This window comes from Pseudoalteromonas sp. GB43, assembly GCF_054923805.1.
In genome coordinates, this window is record NZ_JBPCHJ010000001.1 from 172,277 (window position 1) to 198,951 (window position 26,675).

General features: G+C 41.8%; 14 protein-coding genes and 7 pseudogenes. 10 read left to right on the top strand and 11 right to left on the bottom strand.

All coding sequences use genetic code 11. The annotated features are described in order from the left end of the window. The first annotated feature begins 80 nt into the window (after positions 1 to 80). The 5 genes and pseudogenes from ubiG to yfaE all read left to right on the top strand — a co-directional run bounded on the left by ubiG (position 81) and on the right by yfaE (position 5,617). The gene (gene ubiG, locus ACRWSG_RS00875; RefSeq protein ID WP_058585083.1) at positions 81 to 791 is read left to right on the top strand and encodes a bifunctional 2-polyprenyl-6-hydroxyphenol methylase/3-demethylubiquinol 3-O-methyltransferase UbiG; all 711 of its coding nucleotides are present in this window, start codon (positions 81 to 83) and stop codon (positions 789 to 791) included. Further along, on the top strand, positions 791 to 1,465 hold the full coding sequence (locus ACRWSG_RS00880) for an HAD family hydrolase (protein WP_462165371.1): 675 nt from the start codon (positions 791 to 793) through the stop codon (positions 1,463 to 1,465). The genes ubiG and ACRWSG_RS00880 overlap by 1 nt, the downstream gene beginning before the upstream one ends. 392 nt (positions 1,466 to 1,857) lie before the next feature. Next, positions 1,858 to 4,142: pseudogene (gene nrdA, locus ACRWSG_RS00885) on the top strand (class 1a ribonucleoside-diphosphate reductase subunit alpha). A gap of 70 nt (positions 4,143 to 4,212) precedes the next feature. Further along, positions 4,213 to 5,345: pseudogene (gene nrdB / locus ACRWSG_RS00890) on the top strand (class Ia ribonucleoside-diphosphate reductase subunit beta). Next, the gene (gene yfaE, locus ACRWSG_RS00895; protein ID WP_054551359.1) at positions 5,345 to 5,617 is read left to right on the top strand and encodes a class I ribonucleotide reductase maintenance protein YfaE; all 273 of its coding nucleotides are present in this window, start codon (positions 5,345 to 5,347) and stop codon (positions 5,615 to 5,617) included. Before nrdB ends, yfaE begins: the two are co-directional and overlap by 1 nt. On the opposite strand, the gene ACRWSG_RS00900 is transcribed toward yfaE, so the two are convergent. Continuing rightward, a complete protein-coding gene (locus ACRWSG_RS00900; RefSeq protein ID WP_054551360.1) occupies positions 5,614 to 6,141 on the bottom strand; it encodes a YaeQ family protein in 528 nt (175 codons plus the stop codon). The genes yfaE and ACRWSG_RS00900 overlap by 4 nt on opposite strands. Before the next feature lie 165 nt (positions 6,142 to 6,306). Here ACRWSG_RS00900 and ACRWSG_RS00905 point away from each other — a divergent pair. Beyond that, positions 6,307 to 8,723: pseudogene (locus ACRWSG_RS00905) on the top strand (TonB-dependent receptor). A gap of 86 nt (positions 8,724 to 8,809) precedes the next feature. Here the strand turns inward: ACRWSG_RS00905 and glnS are convergent. Beyond that, positions 8,810 to 10,478, bottom strand: a pseudogene (glnS, locus tag ACRWSG_RS00910) (glutamine--tRNA ligase). Between the two features lie 227 nt (positions 10,479 to 10,705). On the opposite strand from glnS, the gene ACRWSG_RS00915 reads away from it, so the two are divergent. Then, positions 10,706 to 11,776 (top strand): DUF3083 family protein, encoded by a 1,071-nt coding sequence (locus ACRWSG_RS00915; protein WP_166340237.1) that lies wholly within the window; start codon positions 10,706 to 10,708, stop codon positions 11,774 to 11,776. 76 nt (positions 11,777 to 11,852) lie between these two features. Here ACRWSG_RS00915 and argA read toward each other — a convergent pair. From argA to sdhC, 9 genes and pseudogenes are all read right to left on the bottom strand, one after another. After that, positions 11,853 to 13,191: pseudogene (gene argA, locus ACRWSG_RS00920) on the bottom strand (amino-acid N-acetyltransferase). A gap of 194 nt (positions 13,192 to 13,385) precedes the next feature. Then, complete coding sequence (sucD, locus tag ACRWSG_RS00925) at positions 13,386 to 14,258, bottom strand: succinate--CoA ligase subunit alpha (protein WP_462165374.1); 873 nt, start codon at positions 14,256 to 14,258, stop codon at positions 13,386 to 13,388. Beyond that, positions 14,258 to 15,426: pseudogene (sucC, locus tag ACRWSG_RS00930) on the bottom strand (ADP-forming succinate--CoA ligase subunit beta). Before sucC ends, sucD begins: the two are co-directional and overlap by 1 nt. Before the next feature lie 177 nt (positions 15,427 to 15,603). Next, positions 15,604 to 17,103 (bottom strand): 2-oxoglutarate dehydrogenase complex dihydrolipoyllysine-residue succinyltransferase, encoded by a 1,500-nt coding sequence (gene odhB / locus ACRWSG_RS00935; RefSeq protein ID WP_166340241.1) that lies wholly within the window; start codon positions 17,101 to 17,103, stop codon positions 15,604 to 15,606. A gap of 3 nt (positions 17,104 to 17,106) precedes the next feature. Further along, positions 17,107 to 19,926 (bottom strand): 2-oxoglutarate dehydrogenase E1 component, encoded by a 2,820-nt coding sequence (locus ACRWSG_RS00940; protein WP_138600672.1) that lies wholly within the window; start codon positions 19,924 to 19,926, stop codon positions 17,107 to 17,109. An 84-nt stretch (positions 19,927 to 20,010) separates the two neighbouring features. Next, a pseudogene (locus ACRWSG_RS00945) lies at positions 20,011 to 20,726 on the bottom strand (succinate dehydrogenase iron-sulfur subunit). Between the two features lie 10 nt (positions 20,727 to 20,736). Continuing rightward, complete coding sequence (sdhA, locus tag ACRWSG_RS00950; RefSeq protein ID WP_054551370.1) at positions 20,737 to 22,509, bottom strand: succinate dehydrogenase flavoprotein subunit; 1,773 nt, start codon at positions 22,507 to 22,509, stop codon at positions 20,737 to 20,739. Then, positions 22,510 to 22,857: a succinate dehydrogenase, hydrophobic membrane anchor protein gene (gene sdhD, locus ACRWSG_RS00955; RefSeq protein WP_054551371.1), complete on the bottom strand. Its 348-nt coding sequence runs from the start codon at positions 22,855 to 22,857 to the stop codon at positions 22,510 to 22,512. Continuing rightward, complete coding sequence (sdhC, locus tag ACRWSG_RS00960) at positions 22,848 to 23,225, bottom strand: succinate dehydrogenase, cytochrome b556 subunit (protein ID WP_082389167.1); 378 nt, start codon at positions 23,223 to 23,225, stop codon at positions 22,848 to 22,850. Before sdhC ends, sdhD begins: the two co-directional genes overlap by 10 nt. Before the next feature lie 408 nt (positions 23,226 to 23,633). On the opposite strand from sdhC, the gene ACRWSG_RS00965 reads away from it, so the two are divergent. The 3 genes from ACRWSG_RS00965 (at position 23,634) to ACRWSG_RS00975 (ending at position 26,673) form a co-directional block, all read left to right on the top strand. Then, on the top strand, positions 23,634 to 24,920 hold the full coding sequence (locus ACRWSG_RS00965) for a citrate synthase (RefSeq protein ID WP_054551373.1): 1,287 nt from the start codon (positions 23,634 to 23,636) through the stop codon (positions 24,918 to 24,920). A 111-nt stretch (positions 24,921 to 25,031) separates the two neighbouring features. After that, complete coding sequence (locus tag ACRWSG_RS00970) at positions 25,032 to 26,246, top strand: aminotransferase class V-fold PLP-dependent enzyme (protein ID WP_462165378.1); 1,215 nt, start codon at positions 25,032 to 25,034, stop codon at positions 26,244 to 26,246. Between the two features lie 13 nt (positions 26,247 to 26,259). Next, positions 26,260 to 26,673 carry a SufE family protein gene (locus tag ACRWSG_RS00975; protein WP_054551375.1) on the top strand — a complete coding sequence of 138 codons (414 nt, stop codon included), beginning with the start codon at positions 26,260 to 26,262 and terminating at the stop codon, positions 26,671 to 26,673. The last annotated feature ends 2 nt before the right edge of the window (positions 26,674 to 26,675 follow it).

The following is a 26,675-nucleotide window of genomic DNA, read 5'->3' on the forward strand; positions in this document are numbered from 1 at the left end:
TTAGATTTACAGGCGCTAAATCTTTGCGATTTATTAATTTCCCCCTATATAATGGCCTCAGATTAACGAGGAAGTTTTTTATGACCGAGCATCAAAATGTAGATAATGCAGAAATTGCAAAGTTTGAAGCCATCGCAGAACGTTGGTGGGACCGCGACGGAGAGTTCAAACCCCTTCATGAAATAAATCCTCTTCGCTTGGATTTTGTCGCTGATAAAGTAGGCGGCTTATTTGATAAGGAAACCTTAGATGTTGGCTGTGGTGGCGGCATCTTAAGTGAAAGTATGGCGCGTATGGGCGCGAAAGTAACCGGCATCGATATGGGCCAAGAGCCACTCACCGTTGCTAAGTTACATAGTTTAGAAACAGGCGTGCCTGTTGATTATATAAAAGTACCTGCAGAGCAATTCGCTGCTGAGCACCCTGCTCGCTTTGATGTAGTGACTTGTATGGAAATGCTTGAGCATGTTCCAGACCCTGCTTCTATTATTCGTGCTGTAGCAGAACTTGCTAAACCGGGCGCTGATGTGTTCTTTTCAACATTAAATAAAACACCAAAAGCCTACTTGTTTGCTATTGTCGGTGCTGAAAAGCTTTTAAAAATGGTGCCTGAAGGTACGCATGACCATAAAAAGTTTATCAAACCTGCGCAGCTTATTGCATGGGCAGAAGAAGCAGGATTAAAAGTACGCGCCAGTACCGGCCTTCACTATAACCCGTTTTCTAAGCAGTACAGCTTAAATGATGATGTAAGTGTTAATTACATCCTTCACTTTGAGAAACTAGCCTAATGAGTGGTGTGCAAGCACCCTCTATCGATTTTGATGCGTTTATCTTTGATTTAGATGGCACACTACTCGATACCGCGGATGACTTAGGTGGTGCATTAAACCGCGTGTTAGCAGACGCCAATGTGGCGCCTGTTGCTGAGCATGTTTATCGCCCTGCTGCGTCTAACGGTGCAAATGCATTATTAGAAGTAGGGTTTGGGGATAATTGGCCCGAACTTGAACAACTAGCCTTGCGCCAACAGCTTCTTGACTATTACGCCGAAGATATTGCTGTGCACAGTAAATGCTTCAACGGCATCGAACAGCTTTTAATTGCACTTGAGCAAAACAATATTAAGTGGGGCATTATGACTAATAAGCCCGGCTTTTTAACTGAGCCCTTAGTGCAGGCTATTCCCTCCTTGCGTGATGCAAAGGCAGTTGTGAGTGGCGATACATTAGCTGTGTCAAAACCATCACCGGATCCACTATTACACACCGCTGAGATCTTAGATGTTGATCCGAGACGTTGTTTGTATATCGGTGATGCTGAACGTGATATTCAAGCTGCAAAAGCGGCCAATATGTACAGCGCAACAGCGTTATGGGGTTATATACCCAGTATAGACGCTGCACTTGGCTGGCAAGCGGATTTCAATTGGCAAACGCCGATTGATGGTTTAAACCATATATAGTGTTATTTGATAATTGAAACACCATATATTGTGATTTGATTTACTTTTGAGCATTCATTGATGATAAAAAAATCAGTCAAAATTTATTTTTCAAAACGTTAAATTTTCTGGATCTTTTGTTGATTTCTACAAATTTCGTCGTCTATGAATGTTCAAAGGTTAATGGTTACTAACACAATGCGCTTATCCAATAGTTATCCACAAATTGGGGCAATTCTATCCCTTGCAAAACAACTCAGACCACACTATCTTGTGATCTGCAATTTAAACAACACCAGATATTGTGGCTAAATGTTATTCAATTAGTTTATCTTGGTGTTGAATAATAATAATTACATTAAAGAATACCTTTGTCTTACAACTAAAATTTCCCAAGGAATACAGGCAAAACTATGAACCAACAGCTATCTGTAAGCAAACGTGACGGCCGTAAAGAGTCACTTGATCTAGATAAGATCCATCGCGTGATCGCTTGGTCGCAGAAGGTCTAGAGAATGTGTCTGTCTCACAAGTTGAATTAAAATCACACATTCAATTTTATGACGGCATTCGTACCGATGACATTCATGAAACAATCATCAAAGCTGCAGCTGATCAGATCTCTAAAGATACGCCTGATTACCAATACCTCGCTGCTCGCTTAGCTGTATTCCATTTACGTAAAAAAGCATATGGTCAATTTGAGCCGCCGCGCTTATACGATCACATCACCAAATTAGTTGAAGACAAGCGTTATGATCAACACCTACTTGTTGATTATACCGAGCAAGAAATTGATGACTTAGATGCTTACATCGATCACAACCGTGACTTAAACTTCAGCTACGCTGCTGTAAAGCAACTTGAAGGTAAGTATTTAGTTCAAAACCGTGTTACTGGTGAAATCTACGAAAGTGCACAGTTTTTATATATCTTAGTGGCTGCAAGCTTATTCTCTGATTATCCAAAAGAGACACGCCTTGATTACATCAAGCGTTTTTATGATGCAGTATCTACATTCAAAATTTCATTACCGACACCTATCATGGCAGGTGTACGTACCCCTACACGTCAGTTCAGCTCATGTGTACTTATTGAATGTGGTGATAGCCTAGATTCTATTAATGCAACATCGTCTGCGATTGTTAAATATGTTTCGCAACGTGCAGGTATTGGTATTAATGCCGGTCGCATCCGTGCCCTTGGTAGCCCTATTCGTAACGGCGAAGCGTACCATACAGGTTGTATTCCGTTTTATAAGCACTTCCAAACAGCAGTCAAGAGCTGTTCACAAGGTGGTGTTCGTGGCGGCGCAGCAACGCTGTTCTACCCACTTTGGCACTTAGAAGTTGAAAACCTACTTGTTCTTAAGAACAACCGTGGTGTTGATGATAACCGTGTACGTCACCTTGACTACGGTGTGCAGTTCAACAAATTAATGTATAGCCGTTTAATCAAAGACGATTACATCACATTATTTAGCCCATCAGATGTACCGGGTCTATACGATGCGTTCTTTGAAGATCAAGCAAAGTTTGATGAGCTATACATCAAATACGAGCAAGACGAGTCAATTCGTAAAAAACGTATTAAGGCGATTGAGTTATTCTCAATGTTTGCACAAGAGCGTGCCAGCACAGGTCGTATCTACTTACAAAACGTTGACCACTGTAATACGCACAGCCCATTCATCTCGACTGTGGCACCAATTCGTCAATCTAACTTATGTTTAGAAATTGCATTACCAACTAAGCCACTTAGCAATGTAATGGATGAAGAAGGTGAAATTGCACTTTGTACGCTGTCGGCGTTTAACTTAGGTGCAATTGAGTCACTTGACGAATTAGAAGAGCTTGCTGAACTTGCAGTACGTGCCCTTGATAACTTACTTGATTTCCAAGACTACCCTGTTCCTGCGGCGAAAAACGCGACTATGGGTCGTCGCACGCTAGGTATTGGTGTTATTAACTACGCGTACTACTTAGCAAAAAATGGTAAGCGCTACTCAGATGGCAGTGCAAATGCCCTAACTCACAAGACATTTGAAGCAATTCAATATTATCTAATGAAAGCATCAAATGAGTTAGCGAAAGAACGTGGTGCGTGTCCTAAATTTAACGAGACAACGTATTCTCAAGGCATTATGCCAACAGATACTTACAAACGTGACCTAGATCAGTTCTGTGATGAGCCTCTTCACTTAGATTGGGATTCATTACGCGAGAGCATTAAAGAGCACGGTATGCGTAACTCAACGCTATCTGCCCTTATGCCTTCAGAGACATCATCGCAAATCTCTAACGCGACAAATGGTATCGAGCCACCACGTGGTCATATCAGCGTTAAAGCAAGTAAAGATGGTATCTTAAAGCAAGTAGTGCCAGATTATGAGAATCTGAAAGATAACTACGAGCTACTGTGGGATATTCCTTCAAACGATGGTTACCTACAACTGGTTGGTATTATGCAAAAATTCGTTGACCAAACGATCTCTGCAAACACTAACTATGATCCATCTAAGTACGAAGGCGGTAAAGTACCTATGAAGGTGCTATTAAAAGACCTACTGACTGCGTATAAACTTGGTGTTAAAACCCTGTACTATCACAACACACGTGATGGTGCATCAGACTCTCAAGATGAGTTAACACCAGAGGTAGAAGATGACGGTTGTGCAGGCGGCGCTTGTAAAATCTAATTAAATTAATAACATAACAAAAGCGGGCTCATTAGCCCGCTTTGTCCTGACTGTTTTTTGAGAAATCACTATGTCATATACAACTTTTAGCCGAAATCATAATAACCAATTACAAGAACCGATGTTTTTCGGTTTAAACGGTAAACGTGTCACGTTACGACCAACAAAAGTACCCTATCTTCGAAAAGCTAATCGAAAAGCAACTTTCGTTCTTTTGGCGTCCTGAAGAAGTTGATGTAAGTAAAGACCGTCTTGACTTCCAAGCGTTACCAGAACACGAAAAGCACATATTTTTAAGTAACTTAAAATATCAAACGCTTCTTGATAGTGTACAAGGCCGTTCACCTAACGTTGCGTTATTACCTATTGTGTCTATTCCTGAGTTAGAAACTTGGATTGAAACATGGGCGTTCAGTGAAACCATTCACAGCCGTTCATACACACACATTATTCGTAACGTTACACAATCTCCTGAACTTATCTTTGACGATATCGTAAGCAACGAGAAAATCAGTGAGCGTGCTGATGCGGTAACTAAGTATTACGATGATTTAATAAACATGATTTCTGTTTACAACCTATATGGTGAAGGTAAACATGTGATCAATGGTGAAGAAGTTAAAGTCAGCTTATTTGACCTTAAAAAGCAACTTTACCTAGCAATGATGTCGGTTAACATCTTAGAAGCGATTCGTTTCTATGTAAGCTTTGCTTGTTCATTTGCTTTCGCTGAGCGTGAATTGATGGAAGGTAATGCAAAAATCATCAAGCTAATCGCCCGTGATGAAGCGCTACACTTATCTGGCACACAGCACATCTTGAACATTATGCAAGAAGGTAAAGACGACCCAGAAATGGCAATCGTTGCAGCACAATGTCGTGAAGAAGCAATTCAGATGTTTGTTGAAGCAGCAGAACAAGAAAAAGGTTGGGCAGAATACCTGTTCAAGGATGGTTCTATGATTGGTCTTAACAAAGATATCTTATGCCAATACGTTGAATACATAACTAATGCACGTATGACTGCGGTAAACTTCACCAGCACAGTTCGAAAGTAAGAGTAACCCGATTCCGTGGATCAACTCTTGGTTAGTATCTGACAACGTTCAAGTTGCGCCACAAGAAGCTGAAATCAGCTCTTACCTTGTTGGTCAAATTGACTCTCAAGTTGATGCATCTGACTTTGGTGATTTCGACCTGTAATGAGCTCAAACACCACTGCAGAGGTTATCCTTGCAGGAACAGACAGCCAGAATCTTGAATTTGATTCTGGCTGTTCATCTCTCCTTGAATGCCTAGAACAACACAAAATAGATGTCCCCTACCAATGCCGTGAAGGTTATTGTGGCGCATGCCGTGCAAAATTAGTCGAAGGTGATGTGAGCTACAATCAAGAGCCGCTTGCTTTTGTTAGAACTGGTGAAGTATTGCTGTGTTGTAGTAAACCCAATGGCAAGGTAAAAATTGAGCTTTAATGCCAAATAAGCTTACTCGTTTGGTAGAAATTTTCTTTATCTGACACACTCACCATTTGCTGATCAATCGTAACATCCCACTGCAGATTTTTAGTTAGATGACTCGCTAATTCCTCAATAAAGCTGTTATCAAACGCAATTAAATGACCATTATTAATAAGTTCCAACTGGTGTTCATTTTCTTTAAGCCAGTCGTTGTTTAAGGTTGTCACGACCCACAGTTCATCAACCCGCTTCGCGATTTTATTAAGCTGCACAATATCCGGTTGGTCAACAGCAAGCCATGTTTGATAGTGGTCATCAAGCGCTTTTATTGACACATCCGGTTCAGCATGACTGAACCTTGCATTCAATATGGCTGTTTCGTTGTGTGAAAATAAGCAATAACTTAAAAGCTTGAGTACAAAGTGTTGATAGCTTTCACGACGGTCACAAGCAGTGGTAAACACCTCTTTGTGATTACGATGCTCTCTTAAATCAGCAATAGTAAAATTTGCTTTGAATACCCTATTTTTATCAGACATAAGATTCAGCCATCTCAGTGTAACAGTCTAAGTATAGTGTATGGTGATAAAATCGCGACTTAGGGTTAAGGTATAGGTAAAGTTATAGTATAACGTTATTGCGATTAATATTTTCAGCGTTATAATATAACGCAACACTCAACAACAAACTTAGAAGTAGTAATGATGAAACAAGTTTCAATTCTTTCTAGTGCTGTTGCCGCTGCGCTGTTTTCTCAATCAACAATGGCTGCTGTGATCACAGGTCAAGTATTAGATAAAAACCAACAACCTATCAGCAATGCTGAAATACATGTACACGGCAAATCACAAAGCGTTGTGACTGACAAACAAGGTCAGTTTAAAATTGATGTAGACAATAAAGGTCAGCTTCACATCAGTAAAAACAATTTCATCGATAAGCGTATTGCTATTAATGGCGAAGACCAAAATGTTGTGGTTACGCTTACACCAACCTCAGTTGAAACGGTTGTTGTTTATGCATCAGCGCTTCATAAAAATAGTCTTGAAATGATTTCGCCTGTGAATGTTTTAGCCGGTGATGAGTTAAAAGACAAAGCAAAACCGACATTAGGCGAAACACTAAAAGGTTTACCGGGCGTTAATGCTAGCTACTTTGGCCCAGTTTCATCAAGCCCAATTATTCGTGGTTTAGATGGTCCGCGTGTGAAGATCACCCAAAATGGCCTTGATAGCAGTGATGCATCTCGTATAAATTCCCTGACCACGCAACATCAAATGACAGCCTAGCAGCAGAGCAAATCGAAGTACTTCGCGGCCCTGCTACTCTACTTTATGGCTCTGGCGCTATCGGTGGTGTGGTGAACGTTGTTGATAACCGTATTCCTACCGATAACATCTAGTCTTTAACCGGTGCTGCTCAATATACACACGATACAGTATCTAATACCAACACCTATGCTGCAAAACTTGAAACCGGTAACGATGGTTTCAACTTCCATTTTGACGGTACTAAGCGCAAAGGTCACGATTACGACACACCGAACTTTGAGCTTCCTGAGGAACATGAAGAGCACGAGGAGCATGAAGGTGAAGAGCATGAAGAACACGAAACAGCTAACAGCGTAGAAAACACCTTTATCGATAGCCAAACAGTTAACTTTGGTACTAGTTACGTGGGCGATCATCTAACGCTAGGTGTGTCATACGGCCGCATCGAAACAGATTATGGTATTCCTGCTCATGAGCATCATCATCATGAAGAAGAGGAAGATCATGACGAACATGAAGGTGAAGAAGAGCACGAAGAATCAGTATTTGCACAGCTAGAGCAAGATCGCTGGCAAGGCTACATGAGCTATGCACTTCATGATAACTGGATTGAAAATATCTCACTACGCGTTGGCTACACAGACTACAAACACGCTGAAATCGAAGATGGTGCAGTGGGCACCGTGTTTACAAACAAAACAACCGAAGCACGTGCAACCGTTGAGCACAAGTTAGGCCTTTGGCACGGTATGGCTGGTTATCACTACACTGAGTCTGACTATGATGCAGATGGTGAAGAAGCCTTTACGCCAGCAAGTGTCACTAAAACAAACGCGTTATTCGTTCTTGAAGAGCGCCAGTTTGGTGATGTGACCATTGAGCTAGGTGCACGCCTTGAAGATTATCAAATCGATTCTGCTGTAAGCATGGCTGAGCATCATCATGATCACGATCATGAAGAGGAAGAAGAGCACCATGACGAAGAAGAAGCTGAAATAATTAACTACAGTGAAGATTTCACAAATCTAAGCTTATCTGCAGGTGCAATTTGGCAATATCAAGAAGGCCAAAGTGTTGCTCTGAGTGTATCACGTTCAGAACGTGCGCCGCTGAGTGCTGAATTACTATCAAACGGTATTCATATCGCAACAGGCACTTACGAGCTAGGTCTTGGTTATCATATTGAAGATGGCGAAATTCATTTTGAGCCAGAAGATATCAAGCAAGAAACTGCAACTAACTTTGATTTAAGTTTCCGTCGTTTTATTGGTGACTTTGGTTACACAGTTAACTTCTTCTATAACGACATTGAAAACTACTACTACCAGCAAAATACCGGTTTAGTTTTCGATGAAGAGCATGGCTTAGAATCAGCAGCTGATGCAGATGAAGATGCAATGGCGGTTTACCAATTCACAAGTAAAGATGCGAAATTATACGGTATTGAATTTGACGTACATTATCAAGTGACGCCAAGTGCGTTAGTTAAAGTGTTTGGTGATTCAACAACGGCTAAGCTAAAAGATGATGAAGGTTACTTACCTCGTATTCCGGCTAATAAACTGGGTTCTGAATTACAGTACACAGTGTCTAATTGGAAGTTTAGCCTAACCGGTACTCATTATTTTGAGCAGTCTGACATTACTGCTTACGAGACAAAAACTGACGGCTATACCCTATTTGATGCATCAGCTAACTACCAACTTGACTTAGGTCCTGTTGATACACAGCTTTACATCAATGTTGACAACTTAACCGATGAACTTGGTTTCGTACACAGCTCATTCATTAAAGAAAAAGCACCACTACCTGGTCGTAACTTCAGCTTGGGTATTCGCGGTTATTTCTAATCGCTATTAATAGTTATAAAAAAACCCTTTCACTTTTAAAGTGAAAGGGTTTTTTATTAAGCATAGAAACTTAACAAAATTAGCTATTAGCCCTTTTGTTCAATCTTCGCCCATGAATCACGAAGACCCACAGTTTGATTGAATACTAAGGTTTCTGCTTTGCTATCACGACAGAAGTAACCTGTACGCTCAAACTGGAAGCCCTGCTCTGCTTGTGCATTTGCAAGTGACGGCTCAACTTTCGCATTTTCAAGAACCACAAGTGATTCAGGATTTAGTGTTGCGTTAAAGTCTTCTGCTGCCGCTGGGTTTGGCACGTTAAATAAACGGTCGTATAAACGAACTTCAGCTGTGATAGATTCACTCGCTGATACCCAGTGAATTACACCTTTAACTTTACGGGCCATCACTTGGGTTTTTACCCAGAGTTTCAGGATCGTAAGAGCAGAAGATAGTTGTAATTTCGCCGTTTTCGTCTTTTTCAACGCGCTCAGCTTTAATTACATACGCACCACGTAAACGTACTTCTTTATCAAGAACTAAACGCTTAAACTTGTTGTTTGCTTCTTCACGGAAGTCTTCACGCTCGATATAAAGTTCACGAGTGAAAGGTACGTCACGGCGACCCATCTCTTCTTTATTCGGGTGATTAGCAACAGACAAGGTTTCTACTTTATCTGCGTCATAGTTTTCGATAACAATCTTCACCGGTTCAAGAACAGCCATTGCACGAGGTGCATGTTCATTTAGGTCTTCACGGATACAGGCTTCTAGCATGCCCATTTCAACCATGTTCTCTTGTTTAGTGATACCGATACGAGAACAGAACTCACGTACTGATGCAGGTGTATAACCACGACGACGTAAACCAGCAATCGTTGGCATACGTGGGTCGTCCCAGCCTTCAACATGACCATTTACCACTAAGTCGTTTAATTTACGCTTAGACATAATGGTGTACTCAAGATTTAATCGTGAGAACTCGATTTGTTGCGGATGACACTCAAGGCTGATGTTATCTAATACCCAATCGTATAAACGACGGTTATCTTGGAACTCAAGCGTACATAGAGAATGTGTAATGCCTTCTAGCGCATCTGAAATACAGTGCGTGAAGTCGTACATTGGGTAAATGCACCACTTGTCACCTGTTTGGTGGTGATGAGCAAAACGTACACGGTATAAAATCGGATCACGCAGTACCATGAATGAGCTTGCCATATCGATTTTAGCACGCAGTACACATTCGCCTTCTTTGAATTCGCCATTACGCATTTTTTCGAATAACGCCAGGTTTTCTTCAACTGGCGTATCACGGTATGGGCTGTTTTTACCTGGCTCTTTTAAAGTACCACGGTATTCACGGGCTTGATCTGGCGATAAGAAACACACATATGCTAGGCCTTTTTCGATAAGCTCAACAGCATAGCCATATAACGCATCGAAATAGTTAGATGAATATTTAATTTCACCATCCCACTGGAAACCTAACCACTGCACATCTTCTTTAATCGAGTTTACGTAGTTGATGTCTTCTTTTTCTGGATTCGTATCATCAAAACGTAAGTTACAAAGACCTTGATAATCTTGGGCGATACCAAAATTCAAACAAATAGACTTTGCATGACCAATGTGTAAAAAACCGTTTGGTTCTGGTGGAAAACGCGTGTGTGTAGTCGCATGCTTACCGCTTGCTAGATCTTCGTCGATACGCGTTCTAATAAAGTTACTTGGGCGATTCTCAATTTCCGCCATAGGAGCATAATCCTCTGAATATTGCATGGTGACAAAACTAATGCATTATTACAAAAACAAACCCTAACATACAGTGGTTGCATCATGTTTATTGAAGATATTACGTCGATTGTTGAATACATAGTTCACAGACTGGACAAAATCGGTAAAAAATTGTTCTAACGCAATAAAATGATCATTGACTAGCGATATAGTGCCGTCAGTTTCACTACCAATAAGGAAAAAAGATGGCTTCGCTCAATCAACATCGAGTCTATATTCCAAGCTCAGCACGTGCAAACCAGTATGTGTTAGTTGAATTTAAACCTACTGATGAGTTTTTTGCCCAGTTCACCAATGTGAGCTGTGCTTATAAGCGTCTTGCAAGGGAGTTATTTGCACTATGTGATGAGTATGAATTACATAATGTACACCTAATCGCCAACGATAAATTACCCGTGGTTCGTTACCATGATGAGGCATATAGCTTAGAAACCGCTAAGCAGATTTTGTTTTTCTATAACCCACAATACCATGAAGCACATAATGTATTTGCTGATGGTGAGCAAAAATGCAAAAAAATTCGCTTATTATTTTTAGCGACCGGTGAAGATATTCGCGCTCATGCGGCTAGTTTTCATCATAATGTGCAAAGAGTGATCAACTCATTACAAGAAAAGCTACTAAGCGGCCAACCACCTCTTAAAATTCGTGACCACCAACATCTAACTTATGATTTATTTGCTAAAGCAAAAGGTCACAAAGAAAGCTATGGCTATAAATTACGTAGCTTATACCCACGTTACCAGTCTCGCCAATGTCATGTGCCAAATGAACACAGTGAGATGACATACGCTGGGTTTTCGATTCCAGTAACTCGCGCCATTAAAACGCAATTTCAGCATATGTTGAATGAAGAGAATTATACGCAGTTTTATCAATACATCTTTGATGCATTCAAACGAGCATGTGATAAACGCGGATTAACACTCGGCGCTTTCATCGCTAACGGTACCCGCCCTATTGTTCGTAATAGCAATATTGATAACGCACAAAGTAACAGCGAACTGCAAAAGCTGACCTTTGATTGCAGCTCTGAGCAGGTGCAATTACAACAGTACTGGGATGCTGATCAACTTGTAGATTCGCTACATTTTGTGATTGCCGCAGCCGATAAAGACAAGCATGACATTGGTTATGGTAAGTTTATGAATCAAGTGCAAAGTGCGATAAATGAAGTTACTGACGAGCTGGCATTTAATCCAACTCGCCAAGATTTACGTGTGCGTTTTTATCAGCACATTAACTATCAATATTAAGAGTATACCCAAGCCCCTCAATATGCTGAAACTCGCACCTTGAGGTGGTTTGGGTATATAAGAGGTGACACATGCGTCACCTCTTATTACCTAGCTTAGTTAAATCTAGACGCAATACTTTAGAGCGGCGTTCATGGTTATAAAGCGCTTTTTTCTTCGCAGGTAGCTCCTCAACTGTCACTATTTCAAAACTTTGCTCTAAAAACCAGTGAATGCTGCGTGTAGTGAGAGCAAATAAATGCGAATAACCTGCACGTTTAGCCTTATTAATAATAAACCTCAGTAGATAACTGCCGCGGTCGGCATCTCGGTACTGAGGGTGGACAGCCAAACTTGCAAACTCCCCTACTTGTTCATCAGCAAACGGATACAAAGCCGCACAGGCTATGATAAGTCCATCACGCTCAATAACCGTAAATTGTTCAATTTCGATTTCTAGCTGTTCACGAGAACGACGAACCAAATAGCCTTGCTGTTCAAGGGGTCTAATAAGGTTAATGATACCGGTAATATCAGCAATACTGGCACTTCGTAATTGCTCAGAGCTTTGTGGTGCGATTTGTGTACCAATACCATCTAAAGAGAACAACTCTTGTAATAATGCGCCATCCTCTTTATAGCTAACAAGGTGGCAACGATGCACGCCACCTCGACAAGCATCAATTGCAGCTTGTAAAAATACAGTAGCACTTAAACATGAATCTGGTTGCTTGCGATAGCTTGCTAATAGCTGCTCAGCTTCATTTGGCATTAGCTCTGCAATTGCTTCACCATTTTCATCCAAAATACCGGCTTCTTGACAAAAACCAAGCATTTTATCGGCGCGTAGTTTGAGAGCTACTTGCGTAGCAATTTCTTCAGCAGTTAAATTAAAGCTTTCACCTGTAACAGACGCCGCTATTATCAAGCAGCACAATTCCGTTGTTATCTAACTGGTGGCGAATACCCGCAACATCGATACGTCTCACTCTACCTGAATGATGATAGTCAACACCTTCATCAACACCTAAAGGCTGAGCAATAACAAAATTACCACTCACCACATTTAAAAATGAGCCAGACATAGGTGTACTACTTAAAGACGTAGATAAACGCGCGGTTATATCAAACTGCATTGCACCCGCAACTTTTTTAATTACATCAAATGTTGCGTTATCAGTTACACGTATCTCATTATGAAACTGACTAGTTATGCCAACTTGTTCAAGCGCTGCGTTAAACTGTGGGCGAGCACCAAACACTAAAACAATCTTAATACCAAGACTAGTTAATAACGCGACATCGTTGATGATGCTGCGACAACCAGACTGATCGATCGCCTCTCCGCCAAGCATAACAACGAATGTTTTACCGCGGTGAGCATTAACGTATGGAGTTGACTGGCGAAATCCATCTACCAATTCTGTGGTACGCACGTAATATTTACCTTATTAAAGTCGAATGTTTTAATAAAAACAGATATACAAGCCACAAGTGTAGAGAATTTATATTCACAAATAAAGCATTATTATTCTTAATTTGCAGGTGGAATTTTCGTGCATGTTATAAGATAGTGGCAGATACAAAAAAGGCCCGCATAAGCGAGCCTTTTTTAAGAGATTAGAACTGATTACCAGCCTGTTTTCTCTTTAAGTGCATTACCGATATCAGCTAATGAACGTACAGTTTTTACGCCAGCAGCTTCTAATGCAGCAAACTTCTCATCAGCAGTACCTTTACCGCCTGCGATGATTGCACCAGCGTGACCCATACGCTTACCTGCAGGTGCAGTAACACCAGCAATGTAAGAAACAACAGGTTTAGTCACGTTGTGCTTGATGTATTCTGCAGCTTCTTCTTCTGCAGTACCACCGATTTCACCGATCATAACGATAGCTTCAGTTTGCTCGTCTTTTTCGAACATTTCTAAAACGTCGATGAAGTTAGTGCCAGGGATTGGGTCACCACCGATACCAACACATGTTGATTGGTCGAAACCAGCGTCAGTAGTTTGCTTAACCGCTTCATAAGTAAGAGTACCAGAACGTGATACGATACCTACTTTACCAGGCTTGTGGATGTGACCAGGCATGATACCGATCTTAGTTTCACCCGGAGTGATAACACCTGGGCAGTTAGGACCGATCATACGAACACCAGTTTCATCAAGCTTAACTTTAACGTCAACCATGTCTAGTGTTGGGATACCTTCAGTGATACAAACGATTAGCTCGATGCCAGCATCGATAGCTTCTAAGATTGCATCTTTACAGAAAGGTGCTGGTACGTAGATAACTGATGCAGTTGCGCCAGTTGCTTCAACAGCGTCACGTACTGTGTTGAATACTGGAAGACCAAGGTGCGTTTGACCGCCTTTACCTGGGCTTACACCACCAACCATTTGCGTACCGTACTCAAGCGCTTGCTCAGAGTGGAAAGTACCTTGGCCACCTGTGAAACCTTGACAGATAACTTTTGTATCTTTATTGATTAATACAGACATTATTTGCCCTCCGCAGCAGCAACAACTTTTTCAGCTGCGTCTGTTAGTGATTCAGCAGCGATGATGTTAAGGTCAGAACTAGCTAGTACTTCACGACCAAGTTCAGCGTTAGTACCTTCTAAACGTACTACTACAGGAACATTTACACCTACTTCTTTAACTGCACCGATGATACCTTCTGCGATCATGTCACAACGAACGATACCACCAAAGATGTTAACTAAAACAGCTTTAACGTTGTCGTCAGATAAGATGATCTTGAATGCTTCAGATACACGCTCTTTAGTTGCGCCGCCACCAACATCTAGGAAGTTAGCTGGCTTGCCACCGTGTAGGTTTACGATGTCCATAGTACCCATCGCTAGGCGTTTGCACCGTTAACCATACAACCAACGTTACCGTCTAGTGCAACGTAGTTAAGCTCGAAGCTTGCAGCGTGAGCTTCACGCGCGTCTTCTTGTGAAGGATCGTGCATTTCACGGATTTTAGGTTGACGGTAAAGCGCGTTACCATCTACACCGATTTTACCGTCTAGACAGTGAAGGTTACCTTCGTCTGTGATTACTAGCGGGTTGATTTCTAATAATGCGAAATCGAAATCGTTGAACATGTTTGCAAGACCCATGAAGATCTTAACGAACTGTTTCATTTGAGTAGGGTTTAAACCTAGTTTGAAACCTAATTCACGAGCTTGGTAAGCTTGAGGACCAACTAGTGGATCGATCTCAGCTTTGTGAATTAATTCTGGAGTTTCTTCTGCAACTTGCTCGATTTCAACACCACCTTCAGTAGATGCCATGAAAACAACTTTACGAGAAGCACGATCTACTACAGCGCCAAGGTATAATTCGTTAGCGATGTCAGTGCAGCTTTCAACAAGGATTTTAGCTACTGGCTGACCATTTTCGTCTGTTTGGTAAGTAACTAAGTTTTTACCTAACCAGTTCGCAGCGAACTCTTTAACTTCGTCGATTGTTTTAACTAGCTTAACACCGCCAGCTTTACCACGGTCACCTGCGTGAACCTGTGTTTTAACAACCCACATATCACCGCCGATTTTCTCAGCAGCTGCTGCAGCTTCTTCAGGTGTATCGCAAGCGAAACCTTGAGAAACTGGTAAACCATATTCGGCAAAAAGTTGTTTTGCCTGATACTCATGCAAATTCATGATGCTTTATCCAATTTTTTATACTAAAAGAGCTGAATATTTATGCAAAATAAACAGCTATCCCAAATTGCGCACTTAGTATAAATCCCAAGGCTCCACATGAAAACCCCAGTTAGACCAAAGGCGCAAAAAAAAAGCTGTGAACGAGGTTCACAGCTTAGTTTTCATACAACCAGATTAAACATCTAGTAGTAAACGAGTCGGATCTTCAAGTAACTCTTTAATTGTTACTAAGAAACCTACTGATTCTTTACCATCGATTTGGCGGTGATCATAAGATAACGCTAAGTACATCATTGGTAAGATTTCAACTTTACCATTTACAGCCATAGGACGCTCTTGGATTTTGTGCATACCTAAGATTGAAGACTGTGGTAAGTTGATGATTGGTGTAGATAGTAATGAACCGAATACACCACCGTTAGTGATAGTGAAGTTACCACCTGTCATATCATCAATTGATAATTTACCGTCACGACCTTTAAGCGCTAGCTCACGGATACCTTTTTCGATTTCAGCAACTGATAGCTTGTCACAGTCTTTAAGTACTGGTGTAACAAGACCACGTGGTGTAGAAACCGCGATGCTGATGTCGAAGTAGTTGTGATAAACAATATCATCACCGTCGATAGACGCATTTACTTCAGGGAAACGCTTAAGTGCTTCAGTTACTGCTTTCACGTAGAAAGACATGAAACCTAAACGGATACCGTGACGCTTTTCGAATACTTCTTGGTACTGCTTACGAAGATCCATAATTGGCTTCATGTTAACTTCGTTGAAAGTCGTTAACATTGCAGTTGAGTTTTTCGCTTCAAGAAGACGATTAGCGATTGTTTTACGTAAACGAGTCATAGGAACACGTTTTTGCGTACGGTCACCCATAGGTGCTGCTGGCGCTGCTGCTTCTGCTTTAGGCGCTGCTGCCGGTGCTTTTAAGAATGTATCAACATCTTCTTTAGTTACACGGCCATTTTTGCCAGTACCTTTGATTTTTGATGCATCAAGACCTTTCTCAGCGATTAAACGACGAACTGACGGTGTTAATACGTCAGAGCTGTCATTTGATTCGCTTGCTGGTGCTGCTTCAGCTTTAGGAGCTGCTGCTGCCGGTGCTGCACCCGCTTTAACTGTACCAATTACTTGCTCACCAAGTACTGTTTCGCCTTCAGCGTGAATGTGCTCACCCATGATACCGTCTTCTTGAGCAACAACTTCAAGAACAACTTTATCAGTTTCGATGTCAACAAGGTTTTGGTCGCGTGTTACCGCTTCACCTGGTTGAACGTGCCAAGTAGCAATTGTCGCGTCTGCGACTGATTCTGGAAGTACAGGTACTTTAATGTCCACTTCTTTACCTTCTGATGCTGGTGCTGATTGCGCCGCTGGCGCGTCTTCTGATTTAGCTGGTGCAGAGTCGTCACTTGCTGGTGCAGCATCTGCATCACCAAGTAATGCAATTACTTGTTCGCCAAGTACCGTTGCACCTTCTTCTTGTGAAATTTCAGTGATTACACCGTCATTTGGTGCAACAACTTCTAAAACAACTTTATCTGTTTCGATATCTACTAAGTTTTGGTCGCGGCTCACTTTGTCGCCAACACTTACGTGCCATGTTGCAACAGTAGCATCAGCAACCGACTCAGGAAGTACAGGAACTTTAATTTCTGTGCTCATTGCTTATCCTTTCTTTTCAATAGTAAGCGCATCTGCAACGAGCGCTTGTTGTTCTTTATTATGCACTGACATGTAACCACACGCTGGTGATGCTGATGCTTTACGACCTGCGTAAGTTAATTTAGCACCGGCTGGGATTGCATCAACAAAGTGGTGTTGAGAACAATACCATGCACCTTGGTTTTGTGGCTCTTCTTGACACCAAACAAAATCTTTAACGTGTTGGTAACGCTGCATGATTGTATCCATCTCAGCGTGTGGGAATGGATATAATTGTTCTACACGAACAATAGCAATGTTATTTAATTCTTGCTTACGACGCTCTTGTAGTAGCTCGTAATAAACTTTACCGCTACAGAATACAACGCGTTCTACTTTATCTGCTGCAATATCATCAATTTCATCGATCATATTATGGAACACACCTTCAGATAACTCTTCAAGTGAAGATGTTGCCAACGGGTGACGAAGTAGCGACTTAGGCGTCATAACAATCAATGGACGACGAAGTGGACGTACTGATTGACGACGAAGCATTGCATAAACTTGCGCTGGAGTTGAAGGAACACATACTTGCATATTGTGATCAGCACACAACTGTAAGAAACGCTCTAAACGTGCCGAGCTATGCTCAGGACCTTGACCTTCGTAGCCGTGTGGAAGTAAACATGTAAGACCACATAAACGGCCCCACTTCTGCTCACCTGAACTTAAGAATTGGTCAAATACAACTTGTGCACCATTCGCGAAGTCACCAAACTGTGCTTCCCACATTACAAGCGACGTAGGTTCAGCTGTTGCGTAACCATATTCAAATGCAAGTACCGCTTCTTCAGAAAGAACTGAGTCATACACTTCAAATGCACCTTGCTTTTCGCTGATATTTTGCAGCGGCAAGTATGTTGATGCATCTTTTTGGTTATGAACAACAGCATGACGGTGGAAGAATGTACCACGGCCTGAATCTTGACCTGTTAAACGGATATCTGTACCCGCATCAACAAGCGTTGCATAAGCAAGTGTTTCAGCCATACCCCAATCAAGTGGTTTTTCACCTGTTGCCATTAGCTTACGGTCGTCGTAGATTTTCTTAACGCGCGACTGTGCTTTGTGGCTTTCTGGGAAGCTTGCTACTTTTTCGCCAAGCTCTTTTAACTTTTCAACCGATACTGTTGCATCGTACTCAACATCCCAATCGTGACCAACAAACTTAGCCCAATCAGAAGAGTGCGATGTCTCTAGTTGAATTTCTTCAACAACACAGTTGCCTTTGTCTAAACCGTTACGGTAATCATCAGCAAGTGCTTTTACTTCATTTTCTGAGAACGAACCTTCAGCAACTAATTGGTCTGCGTAAATTAGACGAGGTACTGGATGCTTTTTGATTTTTTGGTACATAAGTGGTTGAGTAGCGTTCGGCTCATCCGCTTCGTTATGACCATGACGGCGATAACATACTAAATCAATCACTACATCACGTTTAAACTGGTTTCTGAAATCAAGTGCGATTTGAGTAACAAATGCAACCGCTTCAGGATCGTCAGAGTTAACGTGGAAAATTGGTGCCTGAACCATTTTCGCAATATCAGTACAGTATGGTGTAGAACGTACATCAGACTGTTTAGACGTTGTGAAACCAACTTGGTTATTTACAACGATACGGATACTACCACCACAACTAAATGCATTAGTTTGCGATAAGTTAAATGTTTCTTGTACAACACCTTGACCTGCGATTGCAGAGTCACCGTGAATAGTAATTGGTAATGCTTTAATACCTGACTTATCACCTAGACGGTCTAAACGAGCACGTACCGAACCCATAACCACTGGGTTAACGATTTCTAAGTGAGACGGGTTAAATGCAAGTGCCATGTGCACGTTGCCACCCTTAGTTGCAAAGTCAGATGAATAACCCATGTGATATTTAACATCACCTGAGCCTAATGTGTCTTTGTGTTTACCAGCGAACTCATCGAATAATTCTGATGGGTTTTTACCTAAAACGTTCACTAGTACGTTCAAGCGACCGCGGTGAGCCATACCAATAACAGCTTCTTTTTGTCCGCTTTCACCTGCACGATGAATTAGTTCTTTAAGCATTGGTACTAACGCATCACCACCTTCAAGTGAGAAACGTTTTGCACCAGGGAACTTAGCCCCTAAGTATTTTTCAAGACCATCTGCAGCTGTTAATCCTTTAAGGATACGTAGCTTTTCTTCTTTAGAGAACGTTGGACGTGATTGCACTGATTCTAAACGTTGTTGTAACCAACGCTTTTCTTCAGTTGAAGTGATGTGCATATACTCAGCACCAACCGACCCACAATAAGTCGTTTTGAGTGCTTGATATAGCTCACCTAATGGCATGGTTTCGCGACCGACAGCAAACGAACCCACATTGAATTCACGGTCAAAATCAGCTTCAGATAAATCGTGGTACTCTAATTCTAGATCACGAACACGTTCGCGTTGCCAAATACCTAATGGATCTAGGTTGGCATTTTGGTGACCACGGAAACGGAAAGCATTAATAAGTTGTAGCACCTTGACCTGTTTAGGATCACCAGAGCCACCCTCTGCTACCACTACTTCTCTATGCTTGTTTTTAGCAAGCTGTGCAAATTGTGAACGAACTTCTGAATGTTTAACGTCAACATCCACACCATCAACTTTTGGTAATTGTTCGAACACTTCTCGCCATTCTTCTGGCACAGAAGTCGCATCATCTAAGTACGCTTCATAAAGCTCTTCTACGTAAGCAACGTTACCGCCGTTTAAGTGAGAAGATTCTAGCCATGCCTTCATCACACCTTCGTGCATTTATAAGCCCTTTTCTTTAGCGCAGAAATTAATTGTTGTAAAAACAAGGTGGTTAATCACTTAACCACCTTACATATTCAAGCTTTAAACAGCGCGGTTTAAAAGCATTGATTTGATTTGTCCAATTGCTTTGGTCGGGTTAAGACCTTTTGGACACACGCTAACACAGTTCATGATACTGTGACAACGGAACACGCTGAACGCATCGTCAAGGTCAGCAAGACGCTCTTCAGTCGCTGTATCGCGGCTATCAGCCAAGAAACGATACGCATGAAGAATACCGCAGGACCGATGAACTTGTCTGGATTCCACCAGAACGAAGGACACGATGTTGAACAACATGCACATAAGATACACTCATATAAGCCATCTAACTTATCACGTTCTTCGATTGACTGAAGACGCTCACCCGCCGCAGGCGTGTCGTTGATTAGGTAAGGCTTAACTTTTTCGTATTGAGTGTAGAACTGACTCATGTCAATAACAAGGTCACGTACCACAGGTAAACCTGGTAAAGGACGAATTACAATTTTACCTTTGCCACCTTTAAGTAGCGTTGATAAAGGAGTAATACACGCTAAACCGTTTTTACCATTCATGTTGATACCGTCTGAACCACACACACCTTCACGGCATGAACGACGGAATGATAATGTTGGATCTTGCTCTTTTAATTGCATAAGCGCATCCAATACCATCATATCTTGGCCTTCTTGCGTTTCTAGCGAGAAGTCCTGCATACGTGGTGCATTATCAACATCTGGATTGTAACGATAAACCGAAAATTGTACTTGTGCCATCGTCTCGCTCCTAGTATGTACGTGCTTTAGGTGGGAAAGCTTCACGCAGTTTCGGCGCGTAGTTTACATCACGTTTGCTCATTTCTTCGCTCTTAGGATCGTAGATTGAGTGACATAACCAGTTTTCGTCATCACGATCTGGGAAGTCAAAACGAGAGTGTGCACCACGGCTTTCTGTACGGAAGTTTGCAGCTACTGCTGTTGAGTATGCTGTTTCCATCAAGTTATCAAGCTCTAGACATTCGATACGCGCAGTGTTGAACTCAGTTGACTTGTCGTCAAGACGAGCGTACTGAAGACGTTCACGAATTTCTTTAAGCTCTTTAAGACCTGTTGCCATTGCATCACCTTCACGGAATACCGAGAAGTTAAGTTGCATACACATTTGTAGGTCTTTCTTGATTTGTACTGGGTCTTCACCTTGGCCAGCTTTAGAGCTTTCCCAACGGTTAAAGCGTGCAAGTGATGCTTCAAGGTCTGAATCAGACGCATCTTTACCTGCTTCAACACCGTTAAGGTACTTACCTAAGAAGTTACCAGCTGCGCGGCCGAATACAACTAAGTCAAGTAGTGAGTTACCACCTAGGCGGTTAGCACCGTGTACAGATACACATGCAATCTCACCAACAGCGAATAAACCTTCAACTACTTTCTCTTGGCCGTTTGCATCAATTTGTAATGCTTGACCATTTACGTTAGTTGGAACACCACCCATCATGTAGTGACATGTTGGGATAACTGGAATTGGCTCTTTTGCCGGATCAACGTGTGCGAATGTTTTCGCAAGGTCACATACGCCTGGAAGACGTAAGTTAAGTGTTTCTTCACCTAAGTGGTCAAGCTTAAGCTTGATGTGTGGACCGTAAGGACCATCGCAACCACGACCTTCACGGATCTCAGTCATCATTGAACGAGCAACAACGTCACGAGACGCTAAGTCTTTTGCATTTGGAGCGTAACGTTCCATGAAGCGTTCGCCGTCTTTATTTAGAAGGTAACCACCTTCACCACGACAACCTTCAGTTACAAGTACACCGGCACCGGCGATACCTGTTGGGTGGAACTGCCACATTTCCATATCTTGCATTGCAACGCCAGCGCGTGTAGCCATACCAACACCGTCACCAGTGTTGATGTGTGCATTCGTTGTCGATGCATAGATACGGCCTGCACCACCTGTTGCTAAAACAACAGCTTTTGATTTGAAGTAAACAACTTCACCAGACTCGATGTCGATTGCTGTACAACCAACAACGTGACCGTCGCTGTTTTTAACTAAATCTAGTGCGTACCACTCAGAGAATACGTTAGTTTTGTTTTTAACGTTCTGTTGGTATAAACAGTGTAATAGCGCGTGACCTGTACGGTCAGCTGCTGCTGCAGTACGTGCAGCCTGTTCACCACCAAAGTTTTTCGACTGGCCGCCGAAAGGACGTTGATAAACACGGCCATTTTCAAAACGAGAAAATGGTAAGCCCATGTTTTCTAATTCAGTAATAGCTTCTGGGCCTGTTTTACACATATATTCGATAGCGTCTTGGTCACCGATAAAATCGGAACCTTTAACAGTATCGTACATGTGCCATTCCCAGTTATCTTCATGTGAGTTACCCAGCGCAACCGTAATACCACCCTGTGCAGACACAGTGTGAGAACGTGTAGGGAAAACTTTTGAGATAAGTGCACAGGTTTTGCCTGATTCAGTGATAGCTAGTGCTGCGCGCATACCCGCACCACCGGCACCAATCACTACAGCGTCAAATTCACGAACAGAATAATTCACTTAAACACCCCATAAAACGATTAGACCAATTGCTACGTAAGCAACAGCCATAAGGTTTAATACAAAGCCTAAAACAGCACGTAATTTAGCGCATTTAACATAGTCAGTAAGAACTTGCCAAAGGCCGATACGGGTGTGAACCATGATGCAAACTAGGGTAATTAAGGTAAACCCTTTCATTGCTAGGTTAGAGAATAGGCCTTGCCAGGCTTCGAAAGTGACTTCTGGCGTACATAAAAAATAGCCGATAATAAAAATCGCGTAAGCGCTGATTATTAATGCTGTTGCACGTAGTGATACGAAATCTTGTACACCATCACGTTTAAGAGTTGCTTGATTTAAAACCATATCCACACTCCTGCTAGAATTGCAGCTACAACACCTAAAGCTAATGCAACTTTAGCGCTGAAGTTACCTGATTCAAGTTCTTCCCAGTGACCCATGTCCATAATGATATGACGGATACCACCAATTAAGTGATACGCCAATACAGAAATGGTGCCCCATGCTATGAATTTGGCAATGAATCCGCTGAACAGACCCTTGACGAATTCAAAACCTTCTGCAGAAGAAAGAGACTCTGACCAAGCCCAAATGACAAACGTTAAAGCAAAAAATAATGCAACACCGGTGACGCGGTGTAAAATTGATGCTTTAGCCGTTGCCGGCATAGATATAGTTGTTAGATCTAGATTTACAGGTCTTTGCTTTTTCACAGTTACTTGCCCATCTTGCCCTTATCGGGCTCATCTACTTGTTTTTCTAAAACCCATCAAAATGAATTTCGATGGAACTATCTAAGTAAACCGTGTTGATACACAAAAAGTTCACACTTATGCAAAACTCAAATGTAAAAATAAAGTTTACCTACAGACAATACGGTATAAAACCTTGGATAGTATATATAGCCAAAGGTCTTTTTACAATTCTTGTTTAGTAAGAGACGTTTGCGAATTAGCCAATAGTATAATATTTAATCCTGACAGAATATTTATTATCCATTTGTGCATAATGTTTATAAAAATTGACTTTATACCCCTCTTTCACGTTAAAATGAAAAGAATGTGCTTAAACAGATTCAGAACATAACAATCAGAGTTGTTATCTTAATAGGAGATAAATAGATGGCGGATAAGAAAGCCACGGTCCATATTGATGGTCTTGATCCAATCGAACTTCCAATTTACCAAGGCACTGCTGGCCAAGACGTAATCGACGTACGTACGTTAGGTTCACACGGTCACTTCACTTACGACCCAGGTTTCATGTCGACCGGTTCTTGTGAATCTTCAATCACTTACATCGATGGCGGCAAAGGTGTTCTATTGCACCGTGGTTACCCAATCGAGCAATTAGCTGATGAATCAAACTACATCGAGCTTTGCTACTTACTATTAAACGGCGAATTACCGACTAAAGAACAATACGAAGCGTTTGCTCAAGAAATCACGCACAACACAATGCTTGATACTAAAATCGCAAACTTCTTCCAAGGTTTCCGCTTTGACGCTCACCCAATGGCAATGCTGTGTGGTGTTGTAGGTGCTCTTTCTTCTTTCTACCACGAAGATTTAGACATCACTGACGCAACACAACGTAAAACAAGCGCAATCAAGCTAGTTGCTAAACTACCAACTATCGCTGCGATGGCTTACAAATACAATGTAGGTCAACCGTTTGTTTACCCACGTAACGACTTAAGCTTCGCTGAAAACTTCTTACACATGATGTTCTCAGTACCAGCTGAAGAATACAAAGTAAGCCCTGTTCTTGCTAAAGCAATGGACAAAATCTTCATGCTTCACGCTGACCATGAGCAAAACGCATCAACGTCAACTGTTCGTCTAGCTGGTTCTTCAGGTGCTAACCCTTACGCGTGTATCGCGGCTGGTATCGCATCTCTATGGGGCCCTGCGCACGGTGGTGCTAACGAAGCATGTCTTAACATGTTAGAAGAAATCGGCTCTGTTGACCGTATCGACGAGTACGTTGCTAAAGCGAAAGATAAGTCTGATCCTTTCCGTCTTATGGGCTTTGGTCACCGCGTATACAAAAACTTCGACCCACGTGCGACAGTAATGCGTCAAACATGTCACGAAGTACTTGCTGAGCTAAACATTCAAGATCCACTTCTTGATATCGCTATGAAGCTTGAGCAAATTGCACTTGAAGACCCATACTTCGTTGAGAAGAAACTTTACCCTAACGTAGATTTCTACTCAGGTATCATCTTAAAAGCAATCGGTATTCCAACAAGCATGTTCACTGTAATCTTTGCAATGTCACGTACTGTTGGTTGGATCTCTCACTGGGATGAGATGCTTTCTCAACCTGGTCACAAGATCAGCCGTCCTCGTCAGTTATACACTGGTGAAACTTCACGCGATTACGTACCAACAGACAAGCGTTAATACGAATTTGCGTTTAAAAAAGGCCGCTATGCGGCCTTTTTTGTTGCCCTGCACTTGTCTATTTGTGCAAAGTAATTAAAATCGTCGCATTCTTGTAGCTTAAGGCCTTTCATGTTCGATATCACAAAAATACGTGCTGACTTTCCAATACTGAATGAAACAGTCAATGAGCAGCCTTTGGTGTATTTAGACTCAGCGGCTACCTCGCAAAAGCCACAGGCAGTTATTAATGCCCTTAGCCGATTTTATAGCCATGAGAACGCCAATGTGCACCGCGATCGCCATACCCTCAGTGAAAACGCGACACGCAACTATGAACAAACCCGAACGCTACTTGCAGATTATTTTTCTGTAAAAAGTAATGAGATAGTGTGGACCAAAGGCGCAACCGAATCGATTAATTTAATCGCAAATGGTCTGGCTTCGAGGCTTAATCCTGGCGATAAAATTGCCCTATCTGCTATTGAACACCACGCCAACATAGTCCCTTGGCAACAGCTAGCTCAGCGTACCGGTGCAGAAGTCATTATTTTGCCGATAGAAAATGATTTAACTATTAATAGCGTGCACTGTAGTGAATTTATCAAGCAACAAAAGCCTAAAATAGTCGCTATTACCCATGCATCAAATACCCTTGGGAATATCACTGATTTAGCGCCAATCATTAGCGCATGTAAAGCCATTAATGCTATTTCGGTTATTGATGGTGCGCAGGCAGCGATGCATTTACGCCCTAATTTACAAGAGATTTCCTGTGATTTTTACGTGTTTTCTGCCCATAAAATGCTCGGGCCGACAGGTTTAGGAGGCCTATATGGCCGATTTGAGCTGTTAAATTCGCTCGATGTATATCAAACCGGTGGCGAAATGATCGAAACAGTGAACCTAACACACAGCACTTTTCGTGATGCGCCGGGTAAATTTGAAGCAGGAACACCCAATATTGCAGGTGTCATTGCCTTTAGTGAGGCAATAAATTATTTAACATCGTTAGATTTTCAGCAAATGCGTCAACATGAGCATACAGTTTTTGACTATGCGATAAAACAATTATCAGCTATCGATGGTATTAATATCTATTCAAACCAAATACATAACATTGGTAACATTAGTTTTAATTATCGCGATGAACATCCGTTTGATTTAGCCACCCTACTGGATGGATTTGGTGTTGCGGTACGTAGTGGCCATCATTGTACGCAACCTATTATGAGCCATTTAGGCATCCCAGGTACTGTAAGAGCAAGTTTTGCGTTATATAACACTAAAGCTGATGTCGATGCCTTTGTCAGTGCTGTTAAAAGTAGTATTGAGTTATTAGATTAATTTTGGATAAGTTATGAATTCAGCGTTTGAAGCCGTTAGTAAAAACATTGAAACAGCTGCTGGGTGGCAGCAAAAATATCGCCAAATAATGCTCTTAGGTAAGCAATTACCTGTTATGCCTGAAGTACTCAAAGTAGATGATGCTCTAGTTAAAGGCTGTGAAAGTAAAGTTTGGCTATATATCGACTTTGATCACACAGAAAACAGCCTGGTTTTAGCGGGCGATTCAGATACTCGCATCGTTAAAGGACTATTGGCTTTAATTTTAGCCTTATACAATGGTCTAACACCGGAGCAAGCAGCGCAAATTAATGCCTATGATGAATTTGAACGACTCGGTCTAATTAGCCATTTGAGCCCTTCTCGTGGGAATGGTATTAAAGCCATGGTTGATAAAATTCAAACCATGGCTGAACAAAAACAATAAGT

Coding starts and splice junctions, on each gene's coding strand:
- ACRWSG_RS00965 (WP_054551373.1), top strand. CDS start 23,634: ATGGCGGATAAGAAAGCCACGGTCCATATTGATGGTCTTGATCCAATC.
- ACRWSG_RS00970 (WP_462165378.1), top strand. CDS start 25,032: ATGTTCGATATCACAAAAATACGTGCTGACTTTCCAATACTGAATGAA.
- sdhD (WP_054551371.1), bottom strand. CDS start 22,857: ATGGTTTTAAATCAAGCAACTCTTAAACGTGATGGTGTACAAGATTTC.
- ACRWSG_RS00940 (WP_138600672.1), bottom strand. CDS start 19,926: ATGCACGAAGGTGTGATGAAGGCATGGCTAGAATCTTCTCACTTAAAC.
- sucD (WP_462165374.1), bottom strand. CDS start 14,258: ATGTCTGTATTAATCAATAAAGATACAAAAGTTATCTGTCAAGGTTTC.
- yfaE (WP_054551359.1), top strand. CDS start 5,345: ATGAGCTCAAACACCACTGCAGAGGTTATCCTTGCAGGAACAGACAGC.
- ubiG (WP_058585083.1), top strand. CDS start 81: ATGACCGAGCATCAAAATGTAGATAATGCAGAAATTGCAAAGTTTGAA.
- ACRWSG_RS00975 (WP_054551375.1), top strand. CDS start 26,260: ATGAATTCAGCGTTTGAAGCCGTTAGTAAAAACATTGAAACAGCTGCT.
- odhB (WP_166340241.1), bottom strand. CDS start 17,103: ATGAGCACAGAAATTAAAGTTCCTGTACTTCCTGAGTCGGTTGCTGAT.
- ACRWSG_RS00900 (WP_054551360.1), bottom strand. CDS start 6,141: ATGTCTGATAAAAATAGGGTATTCAAAGCAAATTTTACTATTGCTGAT.
- ACRWSG_RS00915 (WP_166340237.1), top strand. CDS start 10,706: ATGGCTTCGCTCAATCAACATCGAGTCTATATTCCAAGCTCAGCACGT.
- ACRWSG_RS00880 (WP_462165371.1), top strand. CDS start 791: ATGAGTGGTGTGCAAGCACCCTCTATCGATTTTGATGCGTTTATCTTT.